Raw genomic sequence first — 24,648 nt, forward strand, 5'->3', positions numbered from 1 at the left:
GCATCACACAGGTAAATACTGTTTTGGGAGAACACCTTATCAGACGCTGCTCGAGACAATTACGTTGGCTAAGGAGAAGATGCTCGACACACTCAGGCAAGATCCTGTCAAACATTTTTTTTCGGAACCAGCCCTTTCACCCGCAGACGAAGGGGTGGTGGAGAAAAAAAATGAGCCCGACGACGCGGGCTCAGGGAACAATACATTAGGGCAGACCACTGTCAGCTAAGCCACAGCTGTCAGACTATATCTTGACTATTACAATTAATGTGAGATACGTATTAAGCGTATTTTCTCAAATCGCTTTCAGTAACACCATATAATTGCAAAGTTTTCTCACGAGAAAATACATTAAGCTTTAGCACCTGCTTCGCTGCTATTACTTTCAACATTAGCTCACCCCCTGGCGAGAGTACAGCTTCATCGAATGCATCTTCTATGTAAACTTTGTTATCCATATTATGATGGTGTGTAGGCAAGATTATAGCATTTAGAGTAAAAAGCTGTGCACCCTCTTCGTACGCGTTACGGCTATCTGTGCCTAATTTGCTGTGCTCTCTCTCAATAAGCTCGTCAAAAGTTTTAATACTCTTATAGTCTGTCATGAATATTTAGCCTTGAACATAACTCAATATGCGGGTTCACCTATCAACACATTAAGAGGGAAGCCGAGCCCTTTATGAAGCTTGCGTATCATATCTAAGGAGAGGCTACGCTTACGGTTAAGCACTTTCGACACATTACCTTTATCTCCGATATATGGTACCAAGTCTTCCTGTTTTAGACCAAGCTCCTCCATCCTTATTTTAATGTACTCGATGGGATCGGGCTCTTCTATAGCATAATGTTCTTCTTCATACTTGTTCACGACCAACGCTAGCATTTCCAGGTGTTCGTGTTCAGGAGTTCCCTCAGGTGCATCCCACAGCATCCTAATTTTCTTTAGAGCTTCCTGATACTCTGCTTCGTTATGAATTAAGTGTATGTTCATGTTTATTGATGACTTTTTCTTTGAATACCTCTTGTTAAAGGTCTTGGATTCTTATCTTACTGTATTCAGCATGTGTACCTACCCATAGCACAAATACCTTTTTTGTTCTGAAACCGACCAAAGCTACTAATCGAAAGTCATTAGCTTTTATGTTAAAAACTACTTTCCCATCTATTACCAATTCTGCCGAGGGAAAATCACTGCGCAAGTCATTTACTGTACCCCATTGTGCTGCCTTGGTGGTTTTAAACCATGCAATAAGATACTGCTTGGCTGCGGCATGCTTTTCGTAATATTCTCTCAGCGTCTTATAACTTATGACATGCATGTTACATTAATATTAAACTACAAATTTACATAAAAGTTGTCTTTACGACAACTTTTATGTAAATAAGGAATTTTATACTCTTCTACGCTAGAATCTAAACAATTAAAATGCTGTAAAATTAGGCAACTAACTACCCTCTCCGCATCAGCATCTTCCGAACCTCAGCGGCAGCAGCTTCGGCCGACCCTTTGGGGCGCTGCTCCCAGTCTTTTGCCATGCTGCTGTGGCGATACTTCTCAGGAGTATGCAGGCGATAGGTATGCAGGTATAGGTATACCATGTAGTACCAACCATTAGAGTAAGCCTCAGGCAACCAGCCAGTATGATGAAAAGAACGATGCAGGAAGAAATTAACCAGCATGTTTTTGGCAGGACTGCCAAAGAGTTTGCCGCTACTAAAGAAGTAGCGTTCTGCCTCATCAAGGTATGCAGGTGCTTCTATACTTGGCTTCTTGATAGTTTCGTAATAGGCATAGCCATCGAAACGGGTGCCGCAGTTCATGATAGCCATTTCAGTTTCGTCGGTGAGTTTGGTGTCCATAGGTATAGTATAGATGTGTAGGGACAGGTCGCGATTTGTCCAAATCGTGCATGGGTTAATCTGGCAGGCCAGTATAAGCTGATGCCTAGTACTCCGCTGTATTAAAATTATCGTTAATCAGCTTCACAAACTCCCTGGCTCGTTTTTTAGCTTCGCCCTTGTAGATATCCAACCAAAAATCCGTGTTGTTCTCAACATTTTCGTAGAAGTACTGCCAGAGGGCCCAATAAGGAGAAACTTTAAATTTCATTTTTATCTGCTCTTCTAACAGGTTATTAATTTCTGGAAGCCTTGTTAGGGTCTTATCTTCACTTCTCCTTATCACACCAAAGAGAAGACCACCACTTTCATAATTGAAGATAATTTGATGGTTTTTCCAATTGGAGGGAGTTAGCCTCTGGTTTTGACTGTCTACCGCTATACCTAACTCCTGCCCTATTTCAACCAACTGCTGGTCGAATTTTTCTCTTAACTCGCGCTTTACGTCCTGCAGCGAATTGGCTACCAGAAACGATAACTCCAGATTGTGGGGGTTGGCTTTGATGTGGTCAACGGCTACTTGCTTTCTGTTTAGGTCGCTCTCTCCTCTGTACATGCTGCTTAGTTTTCTTTCGAAGTCTTTTAAAAAGGCTCTCACTCTGTTGTTCTCGCTTAGCTGACTGAACTCTCCGACGCACTCAATGATGTGCTCTTCGTAGTTAATCAGCTGGAGCCTGCGCTGCTCTATGTAGCTAACTCGCTCGCTTGGGTGCAGGCTGCCGTCGGACAAATCTTTACTTTGCGGGCTCAGGTATAGCAGGCAGTAATTGCCTCCCGATTTCTGCTCCAGGTATAGCAGGTAGTCTTTTACCTGATTGGCTTGGTCTTGTGTGTTATGGCGCACTTTGTTTTCGATGCCGATAACCTGCTCAAAGTCGTTTTTGATGATGGCGATGTCTATTCTGCGGCCTGCGTTGGTGGGCAGTTCGCAAAGCACGCTTATCTTGTCTTCGGTATTAAAGTTAAAAAAGTCCAGGTTAAACTTTTTCAGAAAGTGCCTTAGGTATACGTCGCCTTGCTCGTGCCGCTCGGTTGGGTTCAGGAAGAAAGCCAGAATTTCAGACACTTTATTTTCGTCTGTCTTCCAGAAATCAAATGAATTGAAAGCTGGCGAGAGCTCTTTGCCATAACTTTTACGTACCTCGTCTGCCAGCTTTACTTTGGTGTCTAGTATCGAAAAGTAGTTGCCAAGCTCAAAACTTGTCTTCGTTTGGTTGTCTATCATTTCCATGCGATAGCGCTACAAAATGGAGGAGATTACAAACTTAGGCTTTGCAGGCACTTGCTCCCCCACTGCCGCTACCTCCCGCAACGTCAACTCGCCTTTGAAAGCTTTTTGAAGTAGGGATTGGAAGAGGGTTTCGGATTTATCTATACCTCTAATTGCAGTATGTTTCATTTCCTCTACTTTCTCAACTATACCTGCGTACTTATCCTGTAATGCTTTAGGTGGGATTAGAATTTTTATATCCTGAAGTTCCTGCGCATTTATATTGGCCATACCAACGATGCTTTTACTCATACCTCTCAAGGTATCTTTCCCGTGAAGAGAATTAAGATAACCTGAAATATAATCAGTGTTTGCTCTTTCGTTAGTCCGTACCCTAATAAGATACCCAGCTATAGCCATTTCAGTATCTGAACGGTAAACAGCAGTTTTGCCTACCAGTTCTTTACTATTTGTTCTGTTAAAGAGTAAGTCACCTTTTTTTACCAAATACTTATCTCTCTCTTTGGCTTCAAGATTAATGTACTTTAAATCAGTAAAATCCATTGAGCCAGAATAAGTAAGATTATTCATTCTTAGATAAGGATACTCTCCTTCGAGTTCGGCTGGCTTACTTGTACCATACTTCGCTTCAGTAATAATATCACGTATTGTTCCTCTCTCCCACCCCTTCTCATTCCTCACAGGGTCGCCAAACATATCCAAAAAAACGGACTGCAGGAGCTGGTCGTAGTGCTGGAGGAGCTGGCGGTCTTTCTGGCGCAGGCGGTCGGCTTTGTCCAGCACTTGGGCAATGCGCTTCTGCTCTTCCAGCGGGGGAACATATACTTTGAATGCTTTGAGGTCATTTATGGAAACATTATTGACAAGAGCCAACTTTCCCATCTTTTCTATTTCAGAAAGAACTTTACTTAATTGCCAAAATAGCCAGCGCTCATTAACCTCTTCTTTAGCTTTGATTTTGACAATGCGTTGATTTAGCAGCGCATTTGGTCCTTTCCAAATATCAACTTTTATACTTCCAGACAAGCTTAGAAGCATATCACCTTTATAAATTACATATTTGGAATCGTAATTATTATCCCAATAAACGAATGATGAAGCATTATTTTCTCCAAGATTTTGAATTCTTATGATAGGAATTTCACCTTCGGACTTAAACTTCGATGCACTCCACGCATTTCCTGACAGGAAGTTAGCTACCTCTCCTAAAGTAGAATTTGTTTTCATCCCAGCAGCTCCTCCAATTCTTTCAGTTCCTGTTGTCTTTCTTCGTCCAGTTTTCGGATAGCGGCCAGAATCACCTGCGGGGCGTCGTAGCTAAGCTCCTGGTACACGGCCTCTTTGTAGCGGTTAATGCTTAGGTCGTAGGCGTTGGCCTGTATGTCGGCGAGCGGCACCAGAAAGCTTTGCTCGGTGCGGGTGCGGCTATGCTCGGCATCGCGGTTCTGCCAGCGGGCCAGCAGGTCGGGTATGTTGTTGTTTTCGTGGCGGCTGCCGTCGAGGGGCGTGCGCTTGTCGTCGAGCGAGAAACCATCGGCCTGCATGTCGTAGAACCATACCTTATCGGTACCGCCCGAGTTGGTTTTGGTAAACACCAGCACCGCCGTGCTCACCCCCGCGTAGGGCTTAAACACACCCGACGGCATCGAGATAACAGCCTCCAGCTTCTGGCTTTCTATCAGCTCCTTGCGGAGGGCCTGATGCGCCTTGCTCGAACCGAACAGCACCCCGTCGGGCACAATTACGGCCGCACGTCCGCCCGCCTTGAGCATGCGCAGCATTAGGGCCAGAAAGAGCAGCTCGGTCTTTTTGGTGCTCACCGTTTTGAGCAGGCTCTTCTCCACGGAGTCGTGGTCGAGCGAGCCCTTAAACGGCGGATTGGCCAGAATCAGGGTATAGGCCTCGCTAATGGTGTTGGCCTCGGAGAGCGCATCGCGGTAGTGCAGCTGTGGGTTCTCGATGCCGTGCAGCATCAGGTTCATGGCCCCGATGCGCACCATCGTCGAGTCGAACTCCAGTCCGTTGAACATGCTGTGCTGAAAGTGCTGCCACAGCTCCTGGTTACTCAATATTTCGGGGTGGCGCTGGCGCAGGTACTCCCCTGCTCCCACCAGAAAGCCGCAGCTTCCCGCCGAAGGGTCGCAGATGGTATCGTGCGGGGTGGGCGCCATCATCTCCACCATCATGCTGATGATGTGGCGCGGCGTACGGAACTGACCGTTGGTGCCCGCCGTGGCCACTTTGGAGAGCAGGTACTCGTAGAGGTCGCCTTTGGTGTCGCGGTCGCTCATGTCGATGGCCGAAAGCATGCTCACCACCCGCTCCAGCAGGTTGGCGGTCGGAATCATGTAAGTGGCATCTTTCATCTGCTGGGTAAACACGCTGTCGCTGGCCCCAAAGCTTTTGATGAACGGAAACACCTCCATGCTCATAATGCGGTGCATCTCCTCGGCGTCGATGTCCTTGAAGCGAGTCCAGCGCAAGTGCTGCTGCTCTTCGCTAAAAATCGGGTCCTTCAGCGGCTGCTTCAGCAAGCTTGCCTTTCGCTCCTTAGCCGTGTGCAGCTCGTCTAGCCTGCGGATAAAGAGCAGGTAGGTAATCTGCTCAATTACGGTGAGCGGGTTGGAAATACCGCCCGTCCAGAACGCCTCCCAAATGCGGTCTACTTTATTTTTTAATTCTCCTGTGATCATGTTAAGCAAAAGACGTTTTTTCTGCAGTAGTAGCCTTAGCAGCTTTTTCTACAGATCTATTATAAAAATGGGTTAAAAGTCTATTCTTTTTTGAGCCATGCACATTTTCTTTTGTAGACAGCTCTAAACACTTGGCATATCCTTCTAACATATGCTCTACATCCAATATGTTGTGCCCATTTGCATTGAATCCAAAATACATTTTAGAGTCAGATGCATTTAATCCATCTGTGTCATTAAATAAATTAAACCCTTTCCCTGCCTCAATCCAATAGTAGGTAGTTAAGATTCGTCTATCATGAATCTCGAATCCATCTTCTCTTAATTTTCTTTGGGTTCTTTTATCTAAGACAATTATGGAAAGGTTAAATGTATTATATGCACGTTGATCTTTCAGATAGTATATTAGGTCTTTACGTACTTGTTTAAAGTACTCCCGGTCTTCTACTAACCTCTTTTCTTCATTCACATCATCGCTTAATCCTTTTTCTGTTATGATTGTGATTTGAATTGGAAGTTCATTCTGACAATTAGGGACTAGTTCAATTAGCAATTGCATTAAATTATAATATATGCCTTGGTTTTTTTTATCGCACAGTATGTATTTGTCAACGATGACTATTGAATTTAGTGGATGACCAATCGCGCCAAGTTTACTCCAATTGTCAAATCGTAATTCATTTTTAAAAGTGTCTTTCGATGTTATAAAGTATCTCCCAATTTCTTCATCAGAAAAATTATTGCGGCTGCTCCAGCTTTCAGCTAATGATTTAGGTGAAAAAAAATAGTACCCGAACTTGTTTTCTAGCTCAGTACATCTAGCTTTACTTTCATCGACAAAAAAGATTTTCAAAGAACTGCCTTGACTATAGAAGTTTACATCATCAAGTTTTAATAATAAATCTGGTATAGAGTAATAGGTTATAGGCTCATCGAAGAGTTGATTGGCTAAACCGTTACTTTTAATGTGCTCGGAAAGTTCACCAAATGATGCATAATTCCCAATTAGCATGATTCTGGAACCTAGGCTTCTAATAAATTTCAAAAAGTTATTAAAGCCTGACTTCTGCCCTTCAAGATCATATTTAAATCCATCTAGGAAGTTTCTATCAAGATACACCTCCATGTATTAATTCATGTTAAGGTGAGAGTTCTTGAGCCTCATTAGCTCGATTTTCCAGTTAGTAGCTTCATCTAAAAAGCCTGGCCCAAATTCATTCGTCAACCGACCGTCAGCTTCTATGTTTATTTTCTTAGTGTAATTGTATGCATCAGTCGGCAAATTACCGTCCAAATAGTATATAACTGTGTCTTTTGGCTGTAATGCTTCTTTAGGTTCTGCAGTTAAAACTTGAAGCTTACGTATAAAATATTCGCTGTGCGTCTCTATTAGTAGCGTCACATCAAAGTTTATTGCAACATCTAGAAAAAAATCAGCTAATAAAGATTGTAGTCTTGGGTGAAGATTTGATTCTGGCTCTTCTATCAATAGAATTGGCCCATTGGGGTAATTAATTTTCTTTTGACTTTGATCAACTACGCCTGATTTCACATAATGATAATGGCCTTTCATAGTGAAATTAGTAGCTATGTTTAGAAGTAATGGAAGAAACTGGGTTACACCATAACCTAAATCAGCAATATTTACTGGTCGATCATCCTTAGTAATTCTTACAGCAGTAACCACACCTTCTGTCCTAACTATTGCAAGCTCTGTACCTATTCCAAACTTCTTTATCCATTTATTCACAAATGCAATACCAGGTTCTCTTTTGTCGCCAGATACGATTGGATTTAGGCTTTGACCAAGCTTGAGAAGCAACTCATTAAAAGAAGTACCTTGACTTTGATTAGTGTATAATCTTTGTTGATTAGCTCTGATTGCTTCAATGTAATTGATTTCACCAATGCCTGAGTTAAGATTATTTATGACTGCTAATAGCTCTTTCTTGACAAGGTCGATGAAACTCTTAAACCCTTCAGTTAGGAAAGATTTTAACTCAAAATTTGCCATTAGATTATTAATTTCATCTTTCTCTAACTGTTCTAAGCCTAATCCTGCTGCTTCTTCAATCCTGTCTATAAAAGGATTAAATGAAGCATCCAGACTAGCAAGTTTCCTTAGCAGATCGTTTGAGTAATGACCAAATGTATCAGATTCATTTTCTAAGATTTCACTGGTATAACCATCTTCATAAGGATCATTATCATTAGAGAAAAAGTCAAGCACTGTTTCAGACAATAATTGGGAAACTATTTGAATCTTATCATTAGTGAAAGATGAAAGTGTTATGCTAAGTTTATCTTGATCAATTATTTTAAAATCATAATCACTAAAATATTGAAGATCAATCTCAGGTTTATTTGATGGAACTTTTCTTTATTATATCACCTAAGATTTTAAAACTTGGTAGTGGATTGTTCTGCCATTCGTCATAAGCCAATTTAAATCTTGGCATTATATCATTTTCTAATTTATTGAATAGAAAACGTATTTCAAGAGATGCACTTTTTTTACTTGCACTTAGTAACTTTGTATTACTATTAATGTCTCGAATATAGTAACCAACAAGTTTTCCACCTTCCCTGTTTGAAGCAGATGGTCCGAACTGTAACACATACTGATAGTTATCAAAGAACGCACCTTTCGCTTCGAATTTAAAAGCAAACTCCATTACATCTCTACCAGAATCAAAAGTCAATGCATTCGCGTAAGTCCCAAGCTTATGGAGATGTCCGGAAAAATCAAGATCATTCAAACTTGCGTTATTGTCATTCAAAAGTAACAGTCCCTTAAACACACTGCTCTTACCCGAGCTATTAGTCCCTGTAAAAATTGTAATGGGAGCTAAATCAAAAAAAGTAGGCTTGCTGAATACTCTAAAGTTAGAAAAGCCTATACCTGTAATTTGAGTCATAAGATGATAATTTGTAAAATCGATGCTTGCTGCTATACCTGAAGTACTTGCTAAATATAACGAATTAATAAGTAGGTATAGCCCTTGTTACACCTGTGCTTCCAAAGCTTTTTGCTAAGCCCCTGAAAGGCAATCGAAAATATATTCTGTACTATACCTTCCCTATCATGTCAAGCGCTGTGCCAACAGCAATAACAGATATAGCACAGTTCTTTGAGGGCTAAGACATGTCAATACCAGATGCATATCTATCAAAAAATGACAGTTAAAGTTATGCGTAGGGATAGTCGCTATGCTCTCAAATCTCCCACTCCGCATACACCATAAACGGAGTTGGATTGAGCGCATGCACCAAGCCATCAGGCACACGTACCGTGAACAAATAGAAGTTAAGGTCAGTGTAAATGCGCTTGTCGCGCTTGAAGATGATGTGTTGCGAGAGCTCAGCTTTGCCTTGCTTTTTCTGGAGCGTGAAACCGTTTACAGCATACGACAATCGCCAGTCTTCCTGCTGCTTCAGCCAAACGGTTCGACTCTCCCCTACCCTCATGGTGTTCAGTTGCTTGGTGATGACGGGCGATGTTTTGAGGTAATCCGCCTCCAGGTATAAGTTTTTACCCTGCCATAGAGGTACTGCTCCAGAATATCAGCTGCCTCGGGGTAAGCTAAGCCACCCACGTAAATCATGCTGTTGTAAAACACCTGGCATTGCAGCTTGTCAAAGGTAGTCAGCTTCCCGCTTTGCAGGCGGTTGTTTATACCTGCCACATGCAGGCTAAGCCCTTTCCCTATTATATCGCCAAACAGAGCCAGCAAGAGAACAAATACAGCAAGAACTAAGAGGGTTCGTTTCAGAAATTTCAAGTGTTAGTTAGCGTTATAGAGCAACTCCTGCTACAAGTAAAGGAGATTCTTTCAGGTTAGCAATCAATTTTCAAAAACCAGCACTTCGTAATAAGTACCCGTTACCGGCGACAGGTATAGCAGGTGTTGTACCTGGTCCATGTAGTGTGCCTCGTAGAGCATGGTGGCGTCAAAAATATGCTCGGCGTCCTCAGGCGGCAAGGCGTATAGGGGGTCAATTTCAAACTCCCCACGCTCGTCGTACGTCACCAGGCTATTGGCGTGGCACCAGGCCATGTAAATGAGCACTCTGGCCAGCCAATCGTATGTTTTGTTATTCGTGAGCTTGTCAATATGCAGGTGGAGCTTCTGGCGAATGGTTAGAGGTATGGCGTCATAGTCGTAGTGCTTGTACGAGGGCAATCCTTCGTCGGCATCGCTATCTTCCTCTTCTTCCTGGTCGTCTTCGTAGGCACCTGTATAGAGATTAAGGTCAGTACCCTCCTTGTCGAACGCCTCCAGGAAATTAGCTTCGTCTATACGCTCGTCGTAATGCGTCATATATCTGAACTCGTGCAGCTTGCCCGGGTTTGGCTCACCATACTCGCCCTGGTACAGACAGCGCTGTTTGATGGTATAGGCGCCAGTTCGGGGTTTGTCCCTTTATAGGCCCGAAGTCCTTTGTTCCGGTCTATAACGACGATCCCTTCCGGTCCTTGTAAGTATAGCTTGTCCTTCTGCCAGAACAGATAATTGCAGCTTTCGAGATAAGCAGTATGCTTTTCGAAGTAGCCGTAATCTGATAGAATGCGGGGCTTTGTCGTTTTGTTTTTACGGTCTGGTTCGGCTCGCTTAAAGTAAGGTATGGTGGCAGACAGCACCGGCTCGTGCACCACCTGTTGGGCACTCAGCGAAAAAACACCAAACACCTTTTCCTGCCGGAAACCAACCAGGTCCTCCGTGATGCGCCAGAGGCGGTTGTTGTTGCAGGGTAGTACTTCCTGACCGTTTACCTGTAGTCCGAAGAAAAATCCGTTAGTTGTTATCTGATACAAAAGAGTTATAGTGTTTAGGGATTTGAGAGTTCTGGAATCTAGAAAAATTTTGATAGCAGCTTCATGCCGAAGGTGTTGTTGATGGTGCCATCGCCACAGCAATAGGTGCAGGTATGCGTGGAGCGGGTGCGCATGCAGTTGCAAGTGGAGCTTTTAATGATGATCATTTTCCACTCGGCCTCTTCTTTTCCTGTTAGCTCCAAACGTTTACCTTTTAAGTCGATAGCATAGTACTGCTCCAATTGGTCAACCACTACAAAACGCCCTTCCTTATAGCTGAATATGTGCAGGAATGAGGGTTCCAGAAAGGTCCCCGCCGCGTTGCTGTGGATGCCGTATAGATCGCGCACGGTGTCGTAAGTTTTGTAGAAGGTACTGTTGCCCACGGTATGCAGCACCTCGTTTACAAGTATTATTATCATAGTCAGATTTGTTAACGTGAGAAATGGCTTATGCCACCCAGCTTTGAGGCGACATGATGCGACGGGCTGCTGGCAGACTTTCCCAGTCTATACCCGCCGCCGCTCGGGCAATCTGCTCCACGATGGCGATGTCCACATACTCATTTCTGGAGTGCTCATGCCAAACGCCTGCCGAAAGGTTAGTGCACTCCGATATAACATCCTCAAAAATGGCCGTATCGGTAAACACGCCGTAGGGGTCCGCTTGGTAGAGCATGCCCTGGTCCGCAAATTGGCCTGCAAGCGCCTCCGCAAAACTGTCGCTGGCCGTGCGCTCACAGCGCTGGTGGGTGATAATAGAGCCTATCTCTCTGCGGTCGAAAGCCACGGCACGTTTGAATTGTTTGAAAAAAGCGGGGTCTTGTTCCAAAGCCCAGCGGCTGCCCAGGCAACCACGCTCCTCGCCTGCAAAAAAGTAATAAGTACCCGGCACCCCCTGGCAAATCAGGTAGAGCAGGATGGTGACGCCCGCCTTGTTGTCACCGCCGAGTATAGTGCTGCCATCCGTACGTATGATGTTACGGGCAACTATATGGTTCACTTTTTCACGGGTATAGGAGGCGGTGTCCAGGTGCGACGTGAACAGTGTTTCGGACTCCCCAACTCGCAGGAAGTAGTTGCCGAAATCGTCTTTCTGCACCCCTGCAGGCAGGTAGGGCTCCAGTCGGCTCTCGTACTCATAGGGCACCGTGTACTGGGTCAGGTTCAGGAAAGTGTTTTTAAAATCAAACGTACAGTTTTCGCGCATAGGCAGCTTATAGGGTTATGGTTGAACAAAAATTTACAAGGCAAAGCAGGTCCTGCGCTGCTCCAGTAGAGCAGTGGAACATATTCAGAGGACCCAGAAAAATTATATAAGCGTCGCACAGAGGCAAGCAGGTGCCCGTTCGCTAAAACTATAGTTTAGCGCAGTGCGACAGGGAAAAGCAAGGTAAATTAGGCATCAGGCAAGGCGAAGCACACCTGCGACGCTTTCTAAATTTGATAATACAAAGATACAGCAACGTAAACAGATTTTAGTTTTTCTACAAGCTTGTAATTAAGAAGTCCCTGAGCTTAGTAGAAGCGACTACAGAGTCGGTCTACATCGTGCATAAACGCTGTAATGCGTTGAATCGTCTCCATCTCGAGCGCCTTGTCGAAATCAGCCAGCTTCAGATCGAACTCCACCTCAGCGACACTGTTACTGATCTGTGGGCGCATGTAGGCCTCAAACCCATAGTTATCTGCTAGCTGATTGAGCTTAGCTACCTCCTCTTTCACAAGATCAGCTACATAGACTGCGGAGCCACTCAATGCGGAACGGCGGCGCTCGTCGTGAGTAAGTTCTATTTGCAGCACAGCTCCTACACGCACCACAGGGCGATACATACTATCCTGCAGCAGACTGTAGGTGATGTGAGTGTGCTCCTTCCTCTGTATACCTGAAACTGTTGCCAGCAAGTAGTAGAAGTCTTCGCGCAGCGTAAGCAAGCGGTAACTCGGCCGATGATTAAATGGCCCGTTCGATTTCAGCTCCTCCACTACCTGCTCTATAGGTACAGCCAGCGCTGTTTTTGGAAACATTTGTCGAAAGCGACTTAGGAAACGTAGCATGTGTCCCGTACGGAGCCCCTCAGGCTTTTCGCGTACCAATTGCTTTTGGGTGCGTGCGTACCCTGCAAAACTAAAAACAGCACCACTGAGCGGGCTCCCGGCGGCACGCAGCAAAATAATGTCGCTATCCGGCCACTGCTTCTGGAAGTTTTCCCATATCATCAGGTAGCTACCCAGGTGACCGTCGTATATGCTCGTAGCGTCGCCACCTACCCTGTACTTTCTCCCATCGCGCATCTTAGGGAAAGTTACCCGGCTAAACCGGTAGGGAGCGTGCCCCATAATCTCCAGCTTATTCTCAAGAATAAGGTCATAGTTGTTTACTAAAGTGCTTAAAGCGCTCATAGCTGTTCAGTTAAAAAATGAAACAAAAAGTAAAATAGAAAAGCTATGGGCGATAAACGCTTACAGCTTTTTTTCGGCAGAAGCCGCGCATTGTAATGGGCACCGTTGGAGCTAAAACCCGGTTGCCGTGCCTAAAGACACTCTGAATGCTTATTATGAAATGATAACTGCTTCGTTAAACAGATGGTATTGAATCATGGTGCAAATATAGTAAATTTATATATATTAAGCAAATAATTACACGAATGATTCCCCTCTTTGCCGTGCACAGCTTAGGAAGGACCGTCTTGAAGAAGATATAGTTCTGTAGTTAAGGCTTTATCTCAATGGGGGTACCAACCGGAACGGCCCGGTACAGTTCCTCCATCTCGTCGTTGGTCACAGCCATACAGCCGGCAGTCCAATCTAAGAGGCGATGCATACGCCCAATGAAAGGCATTTTGTTGGGCAAACCGTGTATTTTAATATCTCCTCCAACGGGTTTGCCTAAGCGGGCGGCCTCGCGCCGGTTGGCGGCATTAGGATACGATACCCCCAGGTTTTTGTAGTATGCGCTGTTCAGGTTTTTGTCGTTAATCGTATAGCGCCCCTCGGGTGTTTTGTTGTCCCCCTCGTACTGCTTGTCCCCAACCGGGGTTTTGCCTAATGAAATGCTGTAACTTTTAACCAGCTCACCTTTGCTATACGCCTCCAGCTTGCGCTCTGACTTATGCACCACTAAGTGGTCTATTTTAATGCCTTCAGGTAAAGACCGCTCTGACACCAGGAGGTGAACATAGTAAGTACTAAAAACCAGAATAAGTAAAAAATATAGTTTCCTCCACTTTTTGTATGTTGATGCTATACCCATTGCAGCTTAATACCATTCAGATGTATCTGGAAGTTTACGATATTCCCAAACTTTTTTACCAATTATCTCTAAAGCCTTAGAAAATTCAGGCTTATCACCATTTGCCTCAAAATCAGGGCTATCGCTATACGTAAATGTTTCCATTTCCAACACTGCAGTACAAAATAAGCGGGCTTGGATCTCTAAAACGCGACACCGCAGATGGGGGAGTTTGAGGTGAAACTCGATCGTACTGAATCGCTCATCTCGCTCATGAGGCAGCAATATAATATTGATATTATCTGATTCCAGATTTTGCTTTAGGAAGTCGAATAGGGGTTGATCAAAAGTGTAGGGCAAAACAGTTTGCCGTTCTGTTTCAGGAAATGTTTCCAGGGCAGCGGCTATCGTATACAAAAATGAAAGAAGACTCTTTTTATCAGCATCCTCCCCAAATTTAATTCTTTCCTCCAAACAGCTTATTTCCTGCTCGATTTCATGCACTAAATTCCTATAGGTAAATAAATACGACCATAAGGAAAAACCAGGGATATTAGCTTGTACTTCACCATATCGCCAATCTTCAGTTATTTGCAAAAAATACCCTGCAGGGAAAAGCAGGTTGTTTAGCTTATTTAGGAGTTGTTGCTGCGTCATGAATGTATGTGAATACTACACAAAGTTCGTTTGAAGATTATTATGATCTCAGTGCCTACAGGCTTGCATTTTCAGCAGCTGCCATTAGGCTAATGCATCTACGTCTGGACAGTACTTCCCTAAAATGTAATCTTTCACATCATTATCATACGTCACCAATTTGGCGTTTACTCTTATTCCCTTAACCACTTTTTTAGTGCTGGGCATGGTATCCGTGTGTGGCAAGGTATCAATGTAGTATTCGACAGCTTCCGCGTCACCCAACTGCTTTTTGAATTCCTTTCGGATATTGGTTAGTTCTGTAAATGGCCCCTTTTTCTTTTCGTCCTTAAAAACGAAAGAGTTTACCACGTTGTCGACATTGAGCATCCTCTTATTTTCAAAGGCATCGTCAATTTCCTCGTCGCCTGCGTACGCCTGTTTATTTTTGGCAGTTCGGCTATATAAGTTTGAGTAAAGGTATTTTAGTTTTTCATAATAGTCAGGTTTCTCCAAATCTGACAAAGCAACGCCATTAGGGTGGATTAAGAAAAACAAGTATAGCGTTGCGCGTTTTGGGTTGAGCTTGACGTGTTTGTTTATATCCGGGAAACTAACCGTAATGCCCTGCGAGCGCCCAGTGCTGCGTGAAATATGGATTCTGCGATGCCTCAAAACAAATTCATACTTTTGTTTAAAGAGCATTTCGTAGCGCATTTTCTCAAACAGCGGAAACGCCTGCAGCAAGTACTCCTGACTAACGCCAGCCGCTATCATGCCATTGATGCATTTCATGCAGATGTCGGCTGTGCGGAACTTGAAAATAACCTCTTCTTTGTTTCTGCAATAGTCCCCAATACAACCTTCGGCTTTGTCATGTAAGCTGCGCCTTGCATACATGGTTTTGCAGTAAAGCTTATGCAATACCTGCGTCATAACTGTAAATGTGATGGGGTAGATAGCGCTGCAATCTAGGTACTCGCCCCACTCACTAGTTTTAATAAATACATTTAGGGCGTCGTCCTGAAAAGCTGCTAAGTGCTGTAAACTATTACTTTCAGGTGTAAGCAATATCACAAAATCTTTTGATGGTATTGTCCAGCGTTCCCGATAGGCATCGCAATGGTTAAAGAAATAGCTAAAGGAATGTCCTAGAAAATGCTCTCTCCTAGCGGTCAGCTTTCCTTTTTGGTTCACAGACATTCTTTCTCCTACATGTTCGCCAGAGCTCAAGGCTAACGCAGCACTGGCAAGGTTATCTTTGGTTCTAATAAAAGAAATAAGCCCAGGAGTTGCCTGCAGCAACTTCATTACCTGCTCATACTGCTCCACAGGGAAGTCAGTATCTCGGATTATATGTACGTTCATAAGTTTGCTTTCAAATGCCTATACAATATATTCAATTTCAACAATATTTTTAAGGTATATACAGGGATCTTGAATGGAGGGGGCACATTATTTATAAGAAAAAACCATTTGCACATCAATTACAAGCTTGCAAACTCAGAATTATGCGCTTGTATATGAGCTATTTTGCATAGCAGAGCCAGAAACGCTGGTTCGTTCTTTCACTTCAATTCTTTATATGCGCAGAACCCCTTATGCAACATCCGAATTAGACGAAAAGTCATTGGCAGCCATGCTGCGTGAGCGACTCAAAACTGGCAAAAGCCTGGTGTACTTTGCCTCTGGTCGCAGAGTCCGCAAAGAGTATTACTCCCTTCCCTACAACCACATTGTGCTGGTTGACTATAACTTCCGCTCAACCTTTGCCGTGCGCGGTAAGGTCATTATTGTCGGTATGACGGCGCTGCAGGCTACGGCGGTATTTCAGGCTGCTGGCGTAAAGTTCGATGCTTTTGTGTGTATAAACGAGGGGTTGAGCGAGGGCGGTGGCTATTACGCCATCAACGGAAACTGGAGTATGGGCACTATTCTACCTATCCTCAAAGACACCTACCTGCACATAGCCTGCCCCACCTACTATGGTCGCAGCCGCTGGCGCGATCAAATGTTTAACCTACCGCAACAAGCCGAATTGCTCGATGCAACAGACCCTGCATACATGAACCCAACTGTGTTCTCAGACTACAGCCGCTATGGAGAAGCTGCTTGTGTGTGGCGCGTGACGAAGGAGCCTGGAAAGGCAGTGTCTTTCAAAGTGGGCAACCGCACGCTCACGTTGCAGCGCAAAAACATTTGGGACGACTACGACATGCTGGACACCCTGATGGTACGCTGCTCGCCGAGCGAAGAAAGGCAACTACAGCTGATGGCACCAAAAGCGAAGCCCCTGTACCGTCCGCGGCATTACAGCAGAGAGGCGCAGGATGCCAATTTTGAGGCGATGCTGCATTACTGCAACCTGCACCGAATCGAAAAGCTGGGGCTCACGCCGTGGTTGGGTGGCAACTATACACGATTCCTGAATTACCTGCAAGCGCATCAGGACCGATTTCCTTACCCGCAGTCGCTATACCTGTACCACCTGCACCGCAACGATTACAGGGAGCTGTATAAGCTGGCGGATGGAACTGAAACACAAACTGTTTAGGCATAAACTGACTATACCTGCATGAAGCACATCCTATACCTGCACGGTTATAACGGCTCGCTCACGACAGCCAAAAGAGCTATACTGGAGCGCTACGGTAACGTGGCAGCTCCTGCCATAGCCTACGATAAGCCAGACTACTTTAAGAAATTGATCGACCTTGCCAACACCGCCGATGTCATCATCGGTTCCAGCTTTGGCGGGCACACAGCCCATTTGCTTTCCTTGCTATATGATAAACCCGCGCTGCTTTTCAACCCAGCTTTCGTCACTAAATCACCTGTTCCTGATTTGAATGGTTTAGCTATACCAGTTTACAAAAGTAGTCACACCTTTATTGTTTTAGGTAAGCAGGATCATGTGATTTTGTATAATGATAATTTGGAATTTGTGTCTGGGAAATTGAATGTCGCTGATGTTCGTATTGTGAAAGTCGATGGATTGGGGCATCGTATACCTGAGGAGGTATTTGAGGAACAGGTGGTGGAGTTTTGGGAAGACTGTAGCGTCTTCCCACTTACTTGCAAAGGTATAGCGTATTATATTAGTGCTAAATCCACCAACATTTTTTCAAGTGGTTCATCATCTTGCCCTTTAATCCAGTGATTGGATAAATAGTAATTGTGATTAGGCAAAGATCTAGCATAATAACGGTCTTTACCTAAGTGGTCTTTTCTCCCTTCCTGCTCGGGTCGTAATATCTTAGCTCCATACATAATCCTAAACCTAGAGGCATCGGAATTTACATACGCTAACACTTTTTGAAACAGCACAGGATCCTCATCTATAGCATTAAATATATGCTGAGCAGCTTTGCCTATTTTATAGTTCCCTTTAGTGAACCTCCCGAATACGGCTTGAATACTGCGATCACTTTCGTTACTTCGTTTTGCCTCTGGTCCTCTGACCACAGTATCATGATCTAATAAATCTTTTCTGTACAAGTCATCTAATACAGAATCAAGTAAGTTTAAGTTATTTCTTTCAACTGGTATTTTGTTGCCTTTATCCTCCCCTAATACTGTAATGTAGTGCCCAACAGTAGGCGACCTTTCTAAATTAAATTTCCACTTACCATTCCTATCTAATGGGATTCTCGGCAAGTACATATCTAATCTCTTTTGATTGTCAAGAAGCTTCGTATCTGTGATAACCTTCGGATTTGGCTTTCGGGTGTTGACGATGTACGTTCCCTGTAGTGATCCTTCCTTACATAAAAGCACCAATAGCGCCCTCTTATATTGTGGCTTGCTACTCACCTTTTCCTGCAGCATGTTGAAACCACTACCAGTTAAATCAAACCAAACAGAGTTCAGTTTATTTTCTGACTCAACGAATCGGATAATAAGCTGATAATCGGGCTGATTATCAGCCGTTACCGTGTGATACGTTTTTCCTTTCTTCTTAACTAATTTTGTTCCTTTGCTAACATTGCCTATATGGGCTACAAAATCTTCTATACTGTTAATCATGCTATGTCTTTGTTATCAATTTTAATCAACATTTAATTATACAACCCATTCATTAGCTTCTCCATTATCGCGATCCTCCTATCCAACAACGCTTTCACAATAGGCATATCAGCGGGGGCGAATTCATAGTCACCAAATTCGTAAATATCAACCCACCTCACTTGGTCGTGATCAGTAGAGGTAATATGCTCCTGCTTAGTGTGAGCAGCGTAGGCTACTAAGCGGACCTGGTTTTCGCCCTCGCCAAAAACAGACTCCCCAATGTATGCCCCAACGGCTACCTCCAGGTCCAGTTCCTCTTTTAACTCGCGGACCAGACAGGCTTCGTGGGTTTCGCCAGCTTCTAGTTTGCCACCTGGGAATTCCCAAAAACCTGCCAGGCTTTTACCAGGTGCTCTCCTGGCAATCAGGTACATACCGCTACGCTGAATTATCCCAGCCACTACTTCTATCATGCTTATTATTTTTTGAGTTAGTATTGCTTACAGGCTGTGTTACAGCATTAAGTACTGGGCGGTACATTAACTGTTCAACCATCCTATACCTGCAGCTCTGCTCCTTCTTTTATCAGAAAAGCTTTTACTTCGGGGGAGGTGATAATAGCGCCATACATAGAGGTAAAGGCAAACTCATTTTTATCCATTTCATCATCTTCATTCTCGATCAAGTTGATGTCAGCTCCAGAAAAGTTTACCTCATCCATAATGGCATGGGAGAAATCAGAATAAGCCATAGAGCAACCTGACAGATCTGCACCGGTTAGGTTTGCTTCTATAAAAGAAGACATCAAAATTTTGGTGTAGCGCATTTCTGAACCTTTAAGGTTCGCTTTGCTAAGGTCACAGCCTTCAAAATTAGCATCTACCAAGCAAGCACCCTGTAAATTTGTACCTCTCAAGTCTACCCCTACAAATCTTACACCCTTCAAGATAGCACCACTTAAGTTTGCCCTTTCAGGCTAACGCGGGCGAACGTTGAGCCACTTAGGTTTAAACCTGACATATTCAGTCCGCTCAGATCCACGTCTGACTCATTTAATACTAAGGGCTCATTGGATGTGCGCACATCTGCTAGCTGGCGACAAATAAAATCTCTTTTCATAAGGCAAGGGGATTATATGGTAGAATCACAGACACGCGGGAACACATCGCATCCCAAAAAGGACACGGGTGAACGCAAAGCGCCCTTATGGCACTTTCACTCTTTTTAACCAATAAATAAAAGGGAATTGTACTGCAAAAGTAAGCAAAAAAACTATATAATCAAAATCATATATTAGTGGAGTATAGGGGAAACCACTATATATTAATCTACATAGCCCATTAGCGTTTCGCCGGCGGCTATAGCCGTGAGCAAGGGGTCTCTTTTAATGAAAGGGCTGACCTCTACTTGTGGTTCATACGCCATAGTGTGGCCCAGCAATATATTGGCACTCAACACCAGGTCAGCAGTATGCAGCGAGAGCACCGAATCGTAGGCGTTGGTACGGTAGCCTCCGAAAAGCGACATGGCAACAGGTAAGTGGTACCCCAGCTCCTCTTCCACTTCCAACACCCACTTGTAGAAAATCTCAGCAGCCAGTAACCAGTACTCGGTGTTCACACTGCCTCCCAAGTCGTCATACACATGCGAGTCTGCTCCATGGCACCACACAACATAATGTATTTCCTTTGCAAGTATCTTCTCCTTGAGCAATACCAAATTGCGGTACAAGTCAGCCAGATAACCATCATTGGTGCCTCTCAGGTTTACATTGGCATAAGCAGGTATAGCTTTGTCCAAATCAGGGACAAAGCTGCGGCTGTCCTCAATAGAGTTGCCAAAGTGGTGGTCCAGGTCCAGGTACGCCCCGGAAACCCCCAACTCGCGGTAAAGTTTCACTGAGGCAATCACCTGTCCGCTAAAGGTACAGAAACCGGAACCACGTTCTGGCTTGGCATGATGAAAGCCACTAGTGGGACTAAAGGTTAGCGCCTCCGGATGCTCAACGGCATATTTGATAGCATGGTATAAACTGGCGTTGGTATACCTGACAGAGTTCACCAGATTCTCACTCCATGTAAGGCAATTAGTAGTTGCCAAGGGCGTAACACCTGCAAAGAAGGCATCCACATACTCTTCTGTGTGAGCTATGTAAAACTCTTCTTTATCAAAAGGTACAAACTCCTGCACATTGAAGCAGGGCATCAAGCCTTCTTCCTTCAACTTAGCGAGTAACAGTGCTGGCTTATTGGGGCTGCGGGTATACAGGTCTTCCCCGTTGCGGGCATCCACCTGCTCTGGCATGTAAAATGTCACGATCTGTTTATGGCGCATGGCTATACTTATTTAAGGTTGAACTGCAACTGATGATGTACTTTATCGGGCATGGCAGCTTCTTCGTGCTGCACATGCAGTATGCACCACTCTATGCTTATGAGTATAGCCATAAAGTATTTTGATGATTCGGTCTGGCGCTACATAAAGCATCGGCTCGTAGCTCAGGTTTTCGTCGGGGAGTAAAACATACGGGTAAGGGACAAAAGGCAGGGATTGTTGCATAGGCGGATGTGGTTGGTATAAGGCAAAGATACATGCCTATACCTACCACAAATGCCACTTTGCAAGCTTGTAATTATTTGCCCGACGATTAATTATCCGAAAAACAAGCTGCTATAAGGGTGACACGAATACCATCCTCCAGCTTGTCGTCAATACTATGGCCAAAGATCACCTCAGCCTGTTGGCCTGCCTTGTCTTGGATGTATTCCGTTATGTCGGTCAGTTCTTCCATTTCAAGCTCAGCTGTTGCACCTGAAGTAATTGATAGCAGGATGCGGCCCGCACCGGCTATATCTGAGTGAGTGAGCAGCGTAAAGTCTGTAGCTTGCTGAACCGCGACCATCGCCCTGTTCTGTCCTTTAGCAGTAGCTGTTCCCACCAAGCTTTGTCAGCCTTCTCCAGCACGGTGCGCACATCGTCTACATCCACGTTTACTTCCGCATCCAGTGTCACGACCTCGGCAATAGCTCTCAGAGCATTTGCAATATATTCGCTGGCTCTAGCAGTAATAGTTTCCAATTTCCTATTTACAGTGCGCAGCTTATCATAGGCTAGCACAAAAGTCGCATCAGTGTGCTGTTTTATGGCGGCAAGCGGTAAGTAGGTGTCTTTGGTTTTGTCAGAATCTACATCTTCCATTGTTACAAAACCAATGGTAAGAATACCCTCGGCTTTTGCCATTCCGGCCAAAGAAGCTAGCTTGTCAGCTTCTGCGCTTTCATCCAAACTGCCTACAACAAACACAATTTCTGGATGTTCGCTCAGTAAATGATCCATTACCGTCTGCATGTTGTTCGGGGCAGATGCGTCAGAAGAAGCCAGTAAAACGTTTCTTAAGGACTGTGCTTGCAGATACTCTACCGTGCAGTTCCCTATTTCGCCTATACCTATCAAGGCTATATTTTTCTTTTTGATTGCTGTCATAGAACTATGTTCACTAATATATTTAAGTCCAATATAGCAGAATTAAGATAGATATTAACTAAAAGAGGGCCTCAATAGAAGGGCAAAACAAAAAAAGCACCTACCTCTTTCCGAGATAAGTGCTTGATTTTGAGTGGGCCCACCTGGAATCGAACCAGGCACCTACTGATTATGAGTCAGTTGCTCTAACCGAATGAGCTATAGGCCCGTTCCCTTAAAAGAATGTGCTTCCTTTGATTTGGGAGTGCAATTCTACATATTTGTAGGGACAATTTCAAATACCAGACCAAAATATTTTCGTGGACCTGACTACTGTTAAAAACATCATCTTCGACCTCGGCGGGGTCATCATCAACATAGATTACCATAAAAGCATACGCGAGCTAGAGCAGTACTGCACCGCGGGCCATACCATAGAGTATAGCCAACGCGCACAGTCTCACCTGTTTGACCTCTTCGAGACCGGCAACAGCAGCCCCGAAGAGTTTCGCCAGCACCTGCGCGAAGCCTACCACCTCGACGCTACCGACGAGCAGATCGACGAGGCCTGGAACGCCATGCTGCTCGATATTCCGGCCGAACGCATTGAGCTGCTCCGTGAGCTGGGCAAGCAATACCGCATCTTCCTGCTGAGCAATACCAACGCCATCCACCTGAAGCGCTTCAACGAGATGGTGGCCTACAGCTTTACCATGCCGAGCCTCGACTCGCTTTTTGAGCAGGCCTATTACTCACACCTAATCGGGCAGCGCAAGCCCGACGCCATCGTGTTTGAGCAGATACTGGAGCAGAACGGCCTGCAGCGCGAAGAGACGCTCTTTATCGACGACAGCATTCAGCACATCGAGAGTGCCCGAAAAGTGGGTCTGCAGACGCTCTTCCTGGAGCCGCCGCTCACCATCAACCAGGTGTTCAAGGATGCGGTTTCCTAAGGGCAAAACAGGTATAGCCTGCACCTGCTGCTCTTTGTACTCACCCTGATCACGACGACCATTGCCGGGGCCGAATGGCGTTTCGGCAAGTTGTTCTTCTGGGGAGCTGAGGGCTTTTCGTGGACGGGTACATTTACCTGGACCGAACTGGCAGCCGGGCTATACTTCTCTATACCTTTTCTGGGCGTGCTCACGGTGCATGAGTTCGGGCACTACTTCACTGCCAAACATTACCGTGCCAATGTTACGCTGCCTTATTATATCCCGCTGTGGTTTGGCATCACGTCCACCATTGGCACCATGGGCGCTTTCATCCGGATCAGGAGCCGCATCTTCTCCCGACAGCAGTTCTTCGACATAGGTATAGCCGGTCCGTTGGCGGGCTTTGTGGTAGCCATTCCGCTGCTATGGTATGGCTTTACGCACCTGCCCGACCCGGATTTTATCTTCACTATTCATCCGGAGTACCAGCAGTTTGGGCAGGATTATGCCCGGTACGTATACCAGGGCGAGGGCAATTTCTCACTGGGCAAGAACCTGCTTTTCCTGTTCTTTGAAAGGTATGTGGCAGACCCGGTGCTGGTGCCCAATGCCTATGAAGTGATCCATTACCCGCTGCTCTTTGCAGGTTACCTGGCACTGTTCTTCACGGCCCTCAACCTGCTGCCCATCGGTCAGCTGGACGGCGGACACGTGCTCTACGGCCTGATCGGGTACAGACGCTTCAACCAACTCTCCCCGATTTTCTTCAGTTTTTTTATTCTGTATGCCGGTATGGGCATGATCTCGCCGCACCGCGAACCGCTCTGGGACGATAGCCTGCTGGTGGTACTGGCGCCCTTTGTGTTCTTTGCCTTCCGGGGCATTCTGCACGATAACCGCCACGGCCTGCTTGCTGCGCTGGGGATGCTGCTGGCGCAGTATAGCCTGGCCGAGACCTTCCCGGAGCTGGCAGGCTACATCTGGGCATGGCCGCTGTATGTGCTGTACCTTTTCTTCGTGCTGGAGCCTGCCACCCCAAAGCTGAGCTTTACAGCCTACCTGGTGCTGATCGTAGTAGTGGTACAGGTGCTGATTGCCTGGCTATACCCAACTGCCGACGGCTACAGCGGCTGGCTGGTTTTCGGCCTCCTGCTCTCAAGGCTGATGGGCATCTTCCATCCTTCTTGTCCGAATGAGGCGCCGATCACGACCGGACGCAAGGTGTTGGGGGTACTGGCCTTTGTGATCTTTTTGCTATGCTTCAGTCCGACGCCGTTTGTGATTGAGTAGTCAGAATCTTCACATAGGGCCCCTACCCCAAGGATTTTCAGGATTTTTGGATTGACAGGATTCTCACTAACGATTAACACACCCCTGCCCCTCTCGAGAGGGGAATTGAGAACGATTGTCATCCCCCTGCCCCCTTCGAAGGGGGACTTTCTATTACTGCCTCTTCACAGGTATGCGCGCTGTAATTTCGGTACACACCACTGGCAGGTATAGCAAGACTAACTTGCCCCTTGAGCTATGAAACAGACAGCGTAAGCTAGGTGCGCTTTACGACACTCCACTGTTCGAGCGTTCAGCGAGTGGGGGTAGGGGCCCTCTATTTGGAGGGTCTTGATTTTTTTGCTTACTGGGGGTAGGGGCCCTCGATTTTTTCATCAAGGAAAAAAGTGAGGCCCGCCCGGCCAGGGCAAGCTATGAAACAGCACTGGTTGTTATACCTTCAACAGC

General features: G+C 45.3%; 29 protein-coding genes, 1 tRNA gene, 2 pseudogenes and 1 riboswitch. Of the genes and pseudogenes, 5 read left to right on the forward strand and 27 right to left on the reverse strand.

Features of this window, described 5'->3' with window-relative positions:
- A pseudogene (locus tag O71_RS25360) lies at positions 1-229 on the forward strand (hypothetical protein); the annotation flags it as partial.
- Between the two features lie 52 nt (positions 230-281).
- Here the strand turns inward: O71_RS25360 and O71_RS21535 are convergent.
- The 20 genes from O71_RS21535 to O71_RS07130 all read right to left on the reverse strand — a co-directional run bounded on the left by O71_RS21535 (position 282) and on the right by O71_RS07130 (position 15,874).
- Entirely contained in the window at positions 282-605 is a 324-nt protein-coding gene (locus O71_RS21535; RefSeq protein ID WP_007654769.1) for a hypothetical protein, read from the reverse strand.
- Between the two features lie 23 nt (positions 606-628).
- Positions 629-991 carry a type II toxin-antitoxin system HigA family antitoxin gene (locus tag O71_RS07040; protein ID WP_007654771.1) on the reverse strand — a complete coding sequence of 121 codons (363 nt, stop codon included), beginning with the start codon at positions 989-991 and terminating at the stop codon, positions 629-631.
- 34 nt (positions 992-1,025) lie between these two features.
- Positions 1,026-1,319, reverse strand: a complete 294-nt coding sequence (locus O71_RS07045) for a type II toxin-antitoxin system HigB family toxin (protein WP_007654772.1) — start codon at positions 1,317-1,319, stop codon at positions 1,026-1,028.
- Positions 1,320-1,449: 130 nt separating this feature from the next.
- Positions 1,450-1,860, reverse strand: coding sequence for a hypothetical protein (locus O71_RS07050; RefSeq protein WP_007654773.1), 411 nt, complete (start codon positions 1,858-1,860; stop codon positions 1,450-1,452).
- An 85-nt stretch (positions 1,861-1,945) separates the two neighbouring features.
- Positions 1,946-3,130: a PD-(D/E)XK nuclease family protein gene (locus O71_RS07055; RefSeq protein WP_007654774.1), complete on the reverse strand. Its 1,185-nt coding sequence runs from the start codon at positions 3,128-3,130 to the stop codon at positions 1,946-1,948.
- A gap of 9 nt (positions 3,131-3,139) precedes the next feature.
- Entirely contained in the window at positions 3,140-4,357 is a 1,218-nt protein-coding gene (locus O71_RS07060; protein ID WP_007654775.1) for a restriction endonuclease subunit S, read from the reverse strand.
- Complete coding sequence (locus tag O71_RS07065) at positions 4,354-5,823, reverse strand: class I SAM-dependent DNA methyltransferase (protein WP_007654777.1); 1,470 nt, start codon at positions 5,821-5,823, stop codon at positions 4,354-4,356. The genes O71_RS07060 and O71_RS07065 overlap by 4 nt, the downstream gene beginning before the upstream one ends.
- A gap of 1 nt (position 5,824) precedes the next feature.
- A complete protein-coding gene (locus tag O71_RS07070) occupies positions 5,825-6,949 on the reverse strand; it encodes a hypothetical protein (protein ID WP_007654779.1) in 1,125 nt (374 codons plus the stop codon).
- Between the two features lie 3 nt (positions 6,950-6,952).
- Positions 6,953-8,176, reverse strand: coding sequence for an AAA family ATPase (locus O71_RS07075; RefSeq protein ID WP_081490450.1), 1,224 nt, complete (start codon positions 8,174-8,176; stop codon positions 6,953-6,955).
- Positions 8,177-8,183: 7 nt separating this feature from the next.
- Positions 8,184-8,741, reverse strand: coding sequence for an ATP-binding protein (locus O71_RS07080; RefSeq protein ID WP_007654792.1), 558 nt, complete (start codon positions 8,739-8,741; stop codon positions 8,184-8,186).
- Between the two features lie 298 nt (positions 8,742-9,039).
- Positions 9,040-9,291: a hypothetical protein gene (locus O71_RS07085; protein WP_007654794.1), complete on the reverse strand. Its 252-nt coding sequence runs from the start codon at positions 9,289-9,291 to the stop codon at positions 9,040-9,042.
- A gap of 5 nt (positions 9,292-9,296) precedes the next feature.
- Entirely contained in the window at positions 9,297-9,605 is a 309-nt protein-coding gene (locus O71_RS07090; protein ID WP_007654796.1) for a hypothetical protein, read from the reverse strand.
- A 63-nt stretch (positions 9,606-9,668) separates the two neighbouring features.
- Entirely contained in the window at positions 9,669-10,145 is a 477-nt protein-coding gene (locus O71_RS07095) for a hypothetical protein (RefSeq protein ID WP_007654798.1), read from the reverse strand.
- Positions 10,142-10,639 (reverse strand): hypothetical protein, encoded by a 498-nt coding sequence (locus tag O71_RS07100; RefSeq protein ID WP_007654799.1) that lies wholly within the window; start codon positions 10,637-10,639, stop codon positions 10,142-10,144. The genes O71_RS07095 and O71_RS07100 overlap by 4 nt, the downstream gene beginning before the upstream one ends.
- Before the next feature lie 38 nt (positions 10,640-10,677).
- Complete coding sequence (locus tag O71_RS07105; RefSeq protein WP_007654800.1) at positions 10,678-11,061, reverse strand: hypothetical protein; 384 nt, start codon at positions 11,059-11,061, stop codon at positions 10,678-10,680.
- Between the two features lie 28 nt (positions 11,062-11,089).
- Positions 11,090-11,848 carry a hypothetical protein gene (locus O71_RS07110; RefSeq protein WP_007654801.1) on the reverse strand — a complete coding sequence of 253 codons (759 nt, stop codon included), beginning with the start codon at positions 11,846-11,848 and terminating at the stop codon, positions 11,090-11,092.
- A gap of 308 nt (positions 11,849-12,156) precedes the next feature.
- Positions 12,157-13,041, reverse strand: coding sequence for a hypothetical protein (locus O71_RS07115; RefSeq protein WP_007654802.1), 885 nt, complete (start codon positions 13,039-13,041; stop codon positions 12,157-12,159).
- 58 nt (positions 13,042-13,099) lie between these two features.
- Positions 13,100-13,196: riboswitch (SAM-I-IV-variant riboswitch) on the reverse strand.
- A gap of 155 nt (positions 13,197-13,351) precedes the next feature.
- A complete protein-coding gene (locus O71_RS07120) occupies positions 13,352-13,804 on the reverse strand; it encodes a murein L,D-transpeptidase family protein (protein ID WP_237717748.1) in 453 nt (150 codons plus the stop codon).
- A gap of 93 nt (positions 13,805-13,897) precedes the next feature.
- A complete protein-coding gene (locus O71_RS07125; protein ID WP_007654805.1) occupies positions 13,898-14,527 on the reverse strand; it encodes a hypothetical protein in 630 nt (209 codons plus the stop codon).
- 84 nt (positions 14,528-14,611) lie between these two features.
- Entirely contained in the window at positions 14,612-15,874 is a 1,263-nt protein-coding gene (locus O71_RS07130; RefSeq protein ID WP_007654807.1) for a hypothetical protein, read from the reverse strand.
- Between the two features lie 217 nt (positions 15,875-16,091).
- Here O71_RS07130 and O71_RS07135 point away from each other — a divergent pair, with 217 nt between their 5' ends.
- A complete protein-coding gene (locus tag O71_RS07135; RefSeq protein WP_155800663.1) occupies positions 16,092-17,060 on the forward strand; it encodes a hypothetical protein in 969 nt (322 codons plus the stop codon).
- A 21-nt stretch (positions 17,061-17,081) separates the two neighbouring features.
- Positions 17,082-17,666: a YqiA/YcfP family alpha/beta fold hydrolase gene (locus tag O71_RS22580; protein ID WP_071530848.1), complete on the forward strand. Its 585-nt coding sequence runs from the start codon at positions 17,082-17,084 to the stop codon at positions 17,664-17,666.
- Here O71_RS22580 and O71_RS07145 read toward each other — a convergent pair.
- From O71_RS07145 to O71_RS07170, 7 genes and pseudogenes are all read right to left on the reverse strand, one after another.
- A complete protein-coding gene (locus O71_RS07145; protein WP_007654814.1) occupies positions 17,600-18,532 on the reverse strand; it encodes a hypothetical protein in 933 nt (310 codons plus the stop codon). The two genes, O71_RS22580 and O71_RS07145, sit on opposite strands and share 67 nt — an antisense overlap.
- Positions 18,533-18,564: 32 nt before the next feature.
- Complete coding sequence (locus tag O71_RS07150) at positions 18,565-18,987, reverse strand: (deoxy)nucleoside triphosphate pyrophosphohydrolase (protein WP_007654820.1); 423 nt, start codon at positions 18,985-18,987, stop codon at positions 18,565-18,567.
- An 83-nt stretch (positions 18,988-19,070) separates the two neighbouring features.
- A pseudogene (locus O71_RS07155) lies at positions 19,071-19,472 on the reverse strand (pentapeptide repeat-containing protein); the annotation flags it as partial.
- 365 nt (positions 19,473-19,837) lie between these two features.
- Positions 19,838-20,848 (reverse strand): histone deacetylase, encoded by a 1,011-nt coding sequence (locus tag O71_RS07160; RefSeq protein ID WP_007654824.1) that lies wholly within the window; start codon positions 20,846-20,848, stop codon positions 19,838-19,840.
- A 313-nt stretch (positions 20,849-21,161) separates the two neighbouring features.
- On the reverse strand, positions 21,162-21,416 hold the full coding sequence (locus O71_RS22585; protein ID WP_081490452.1) for a hypothetical protein: 255 nt from the start codon (positions 21,414-21,416) through the stop codon (positions 21,162-21,164).
- Complete coding sequence (locus O71_RS21540; protein WP_007654828.1) at positions 21,362-21,997, reverse strand: hypothetical protein; 636 nt, start codon at positions 21,995-21,997, stop codon at positions 21,362-21,364. Before O71_RS21540 ends, O71_RS22585 begins: the two co-directional genes overlap by 55 nt.
- Before the next feature lie 134 nt (positions 21,998-22,131).
- Positions 22,132-22,205 (reverse strand) — tRNA-Ile (locus O71_RS07170).
- 91 nt (positions 22,206-22,296) lie between these two features.
- On the opposite strand from O71_RS07170, the gene O71_RS07175 reads away from it, so the two are divergent.
- Together O71_RS07175 and O71_RS07180 are read left to right on the forward strand one after the other, a co-directional pair.
- On the forward strand, positions 22,297-22,929 hold the full coding sequence (locus O71_RS07175; protein WP_007654830.1) for an HAD family phosphatase: 633 nt from the start codon (positions 22,297-22,299) through the stop codon (positions 22,927-22,929).
- Between the two features lie 90 nt (positions 22,930-23,019).
- Entirely contained in the window at positions 23,020-24,201 is a 1,182-nt protein-coding gene (locus O71_RS07180; RefSeq protein WP_007654832.1) for a site-2 protease family protein, read from the forward strand.
- Positions 24,202-24,648: the final 447 nt, after the last annotated feature.

This window comes from Pontibacter sp. BAB1700, from assembly GCF_000277005.1.
Lineage (GTDB): Bacteria > Bacteroidota > Bacteroidia > Cytophagales > Hymenobacteraceae > Pontibacter > Pontibacter lucknowensis.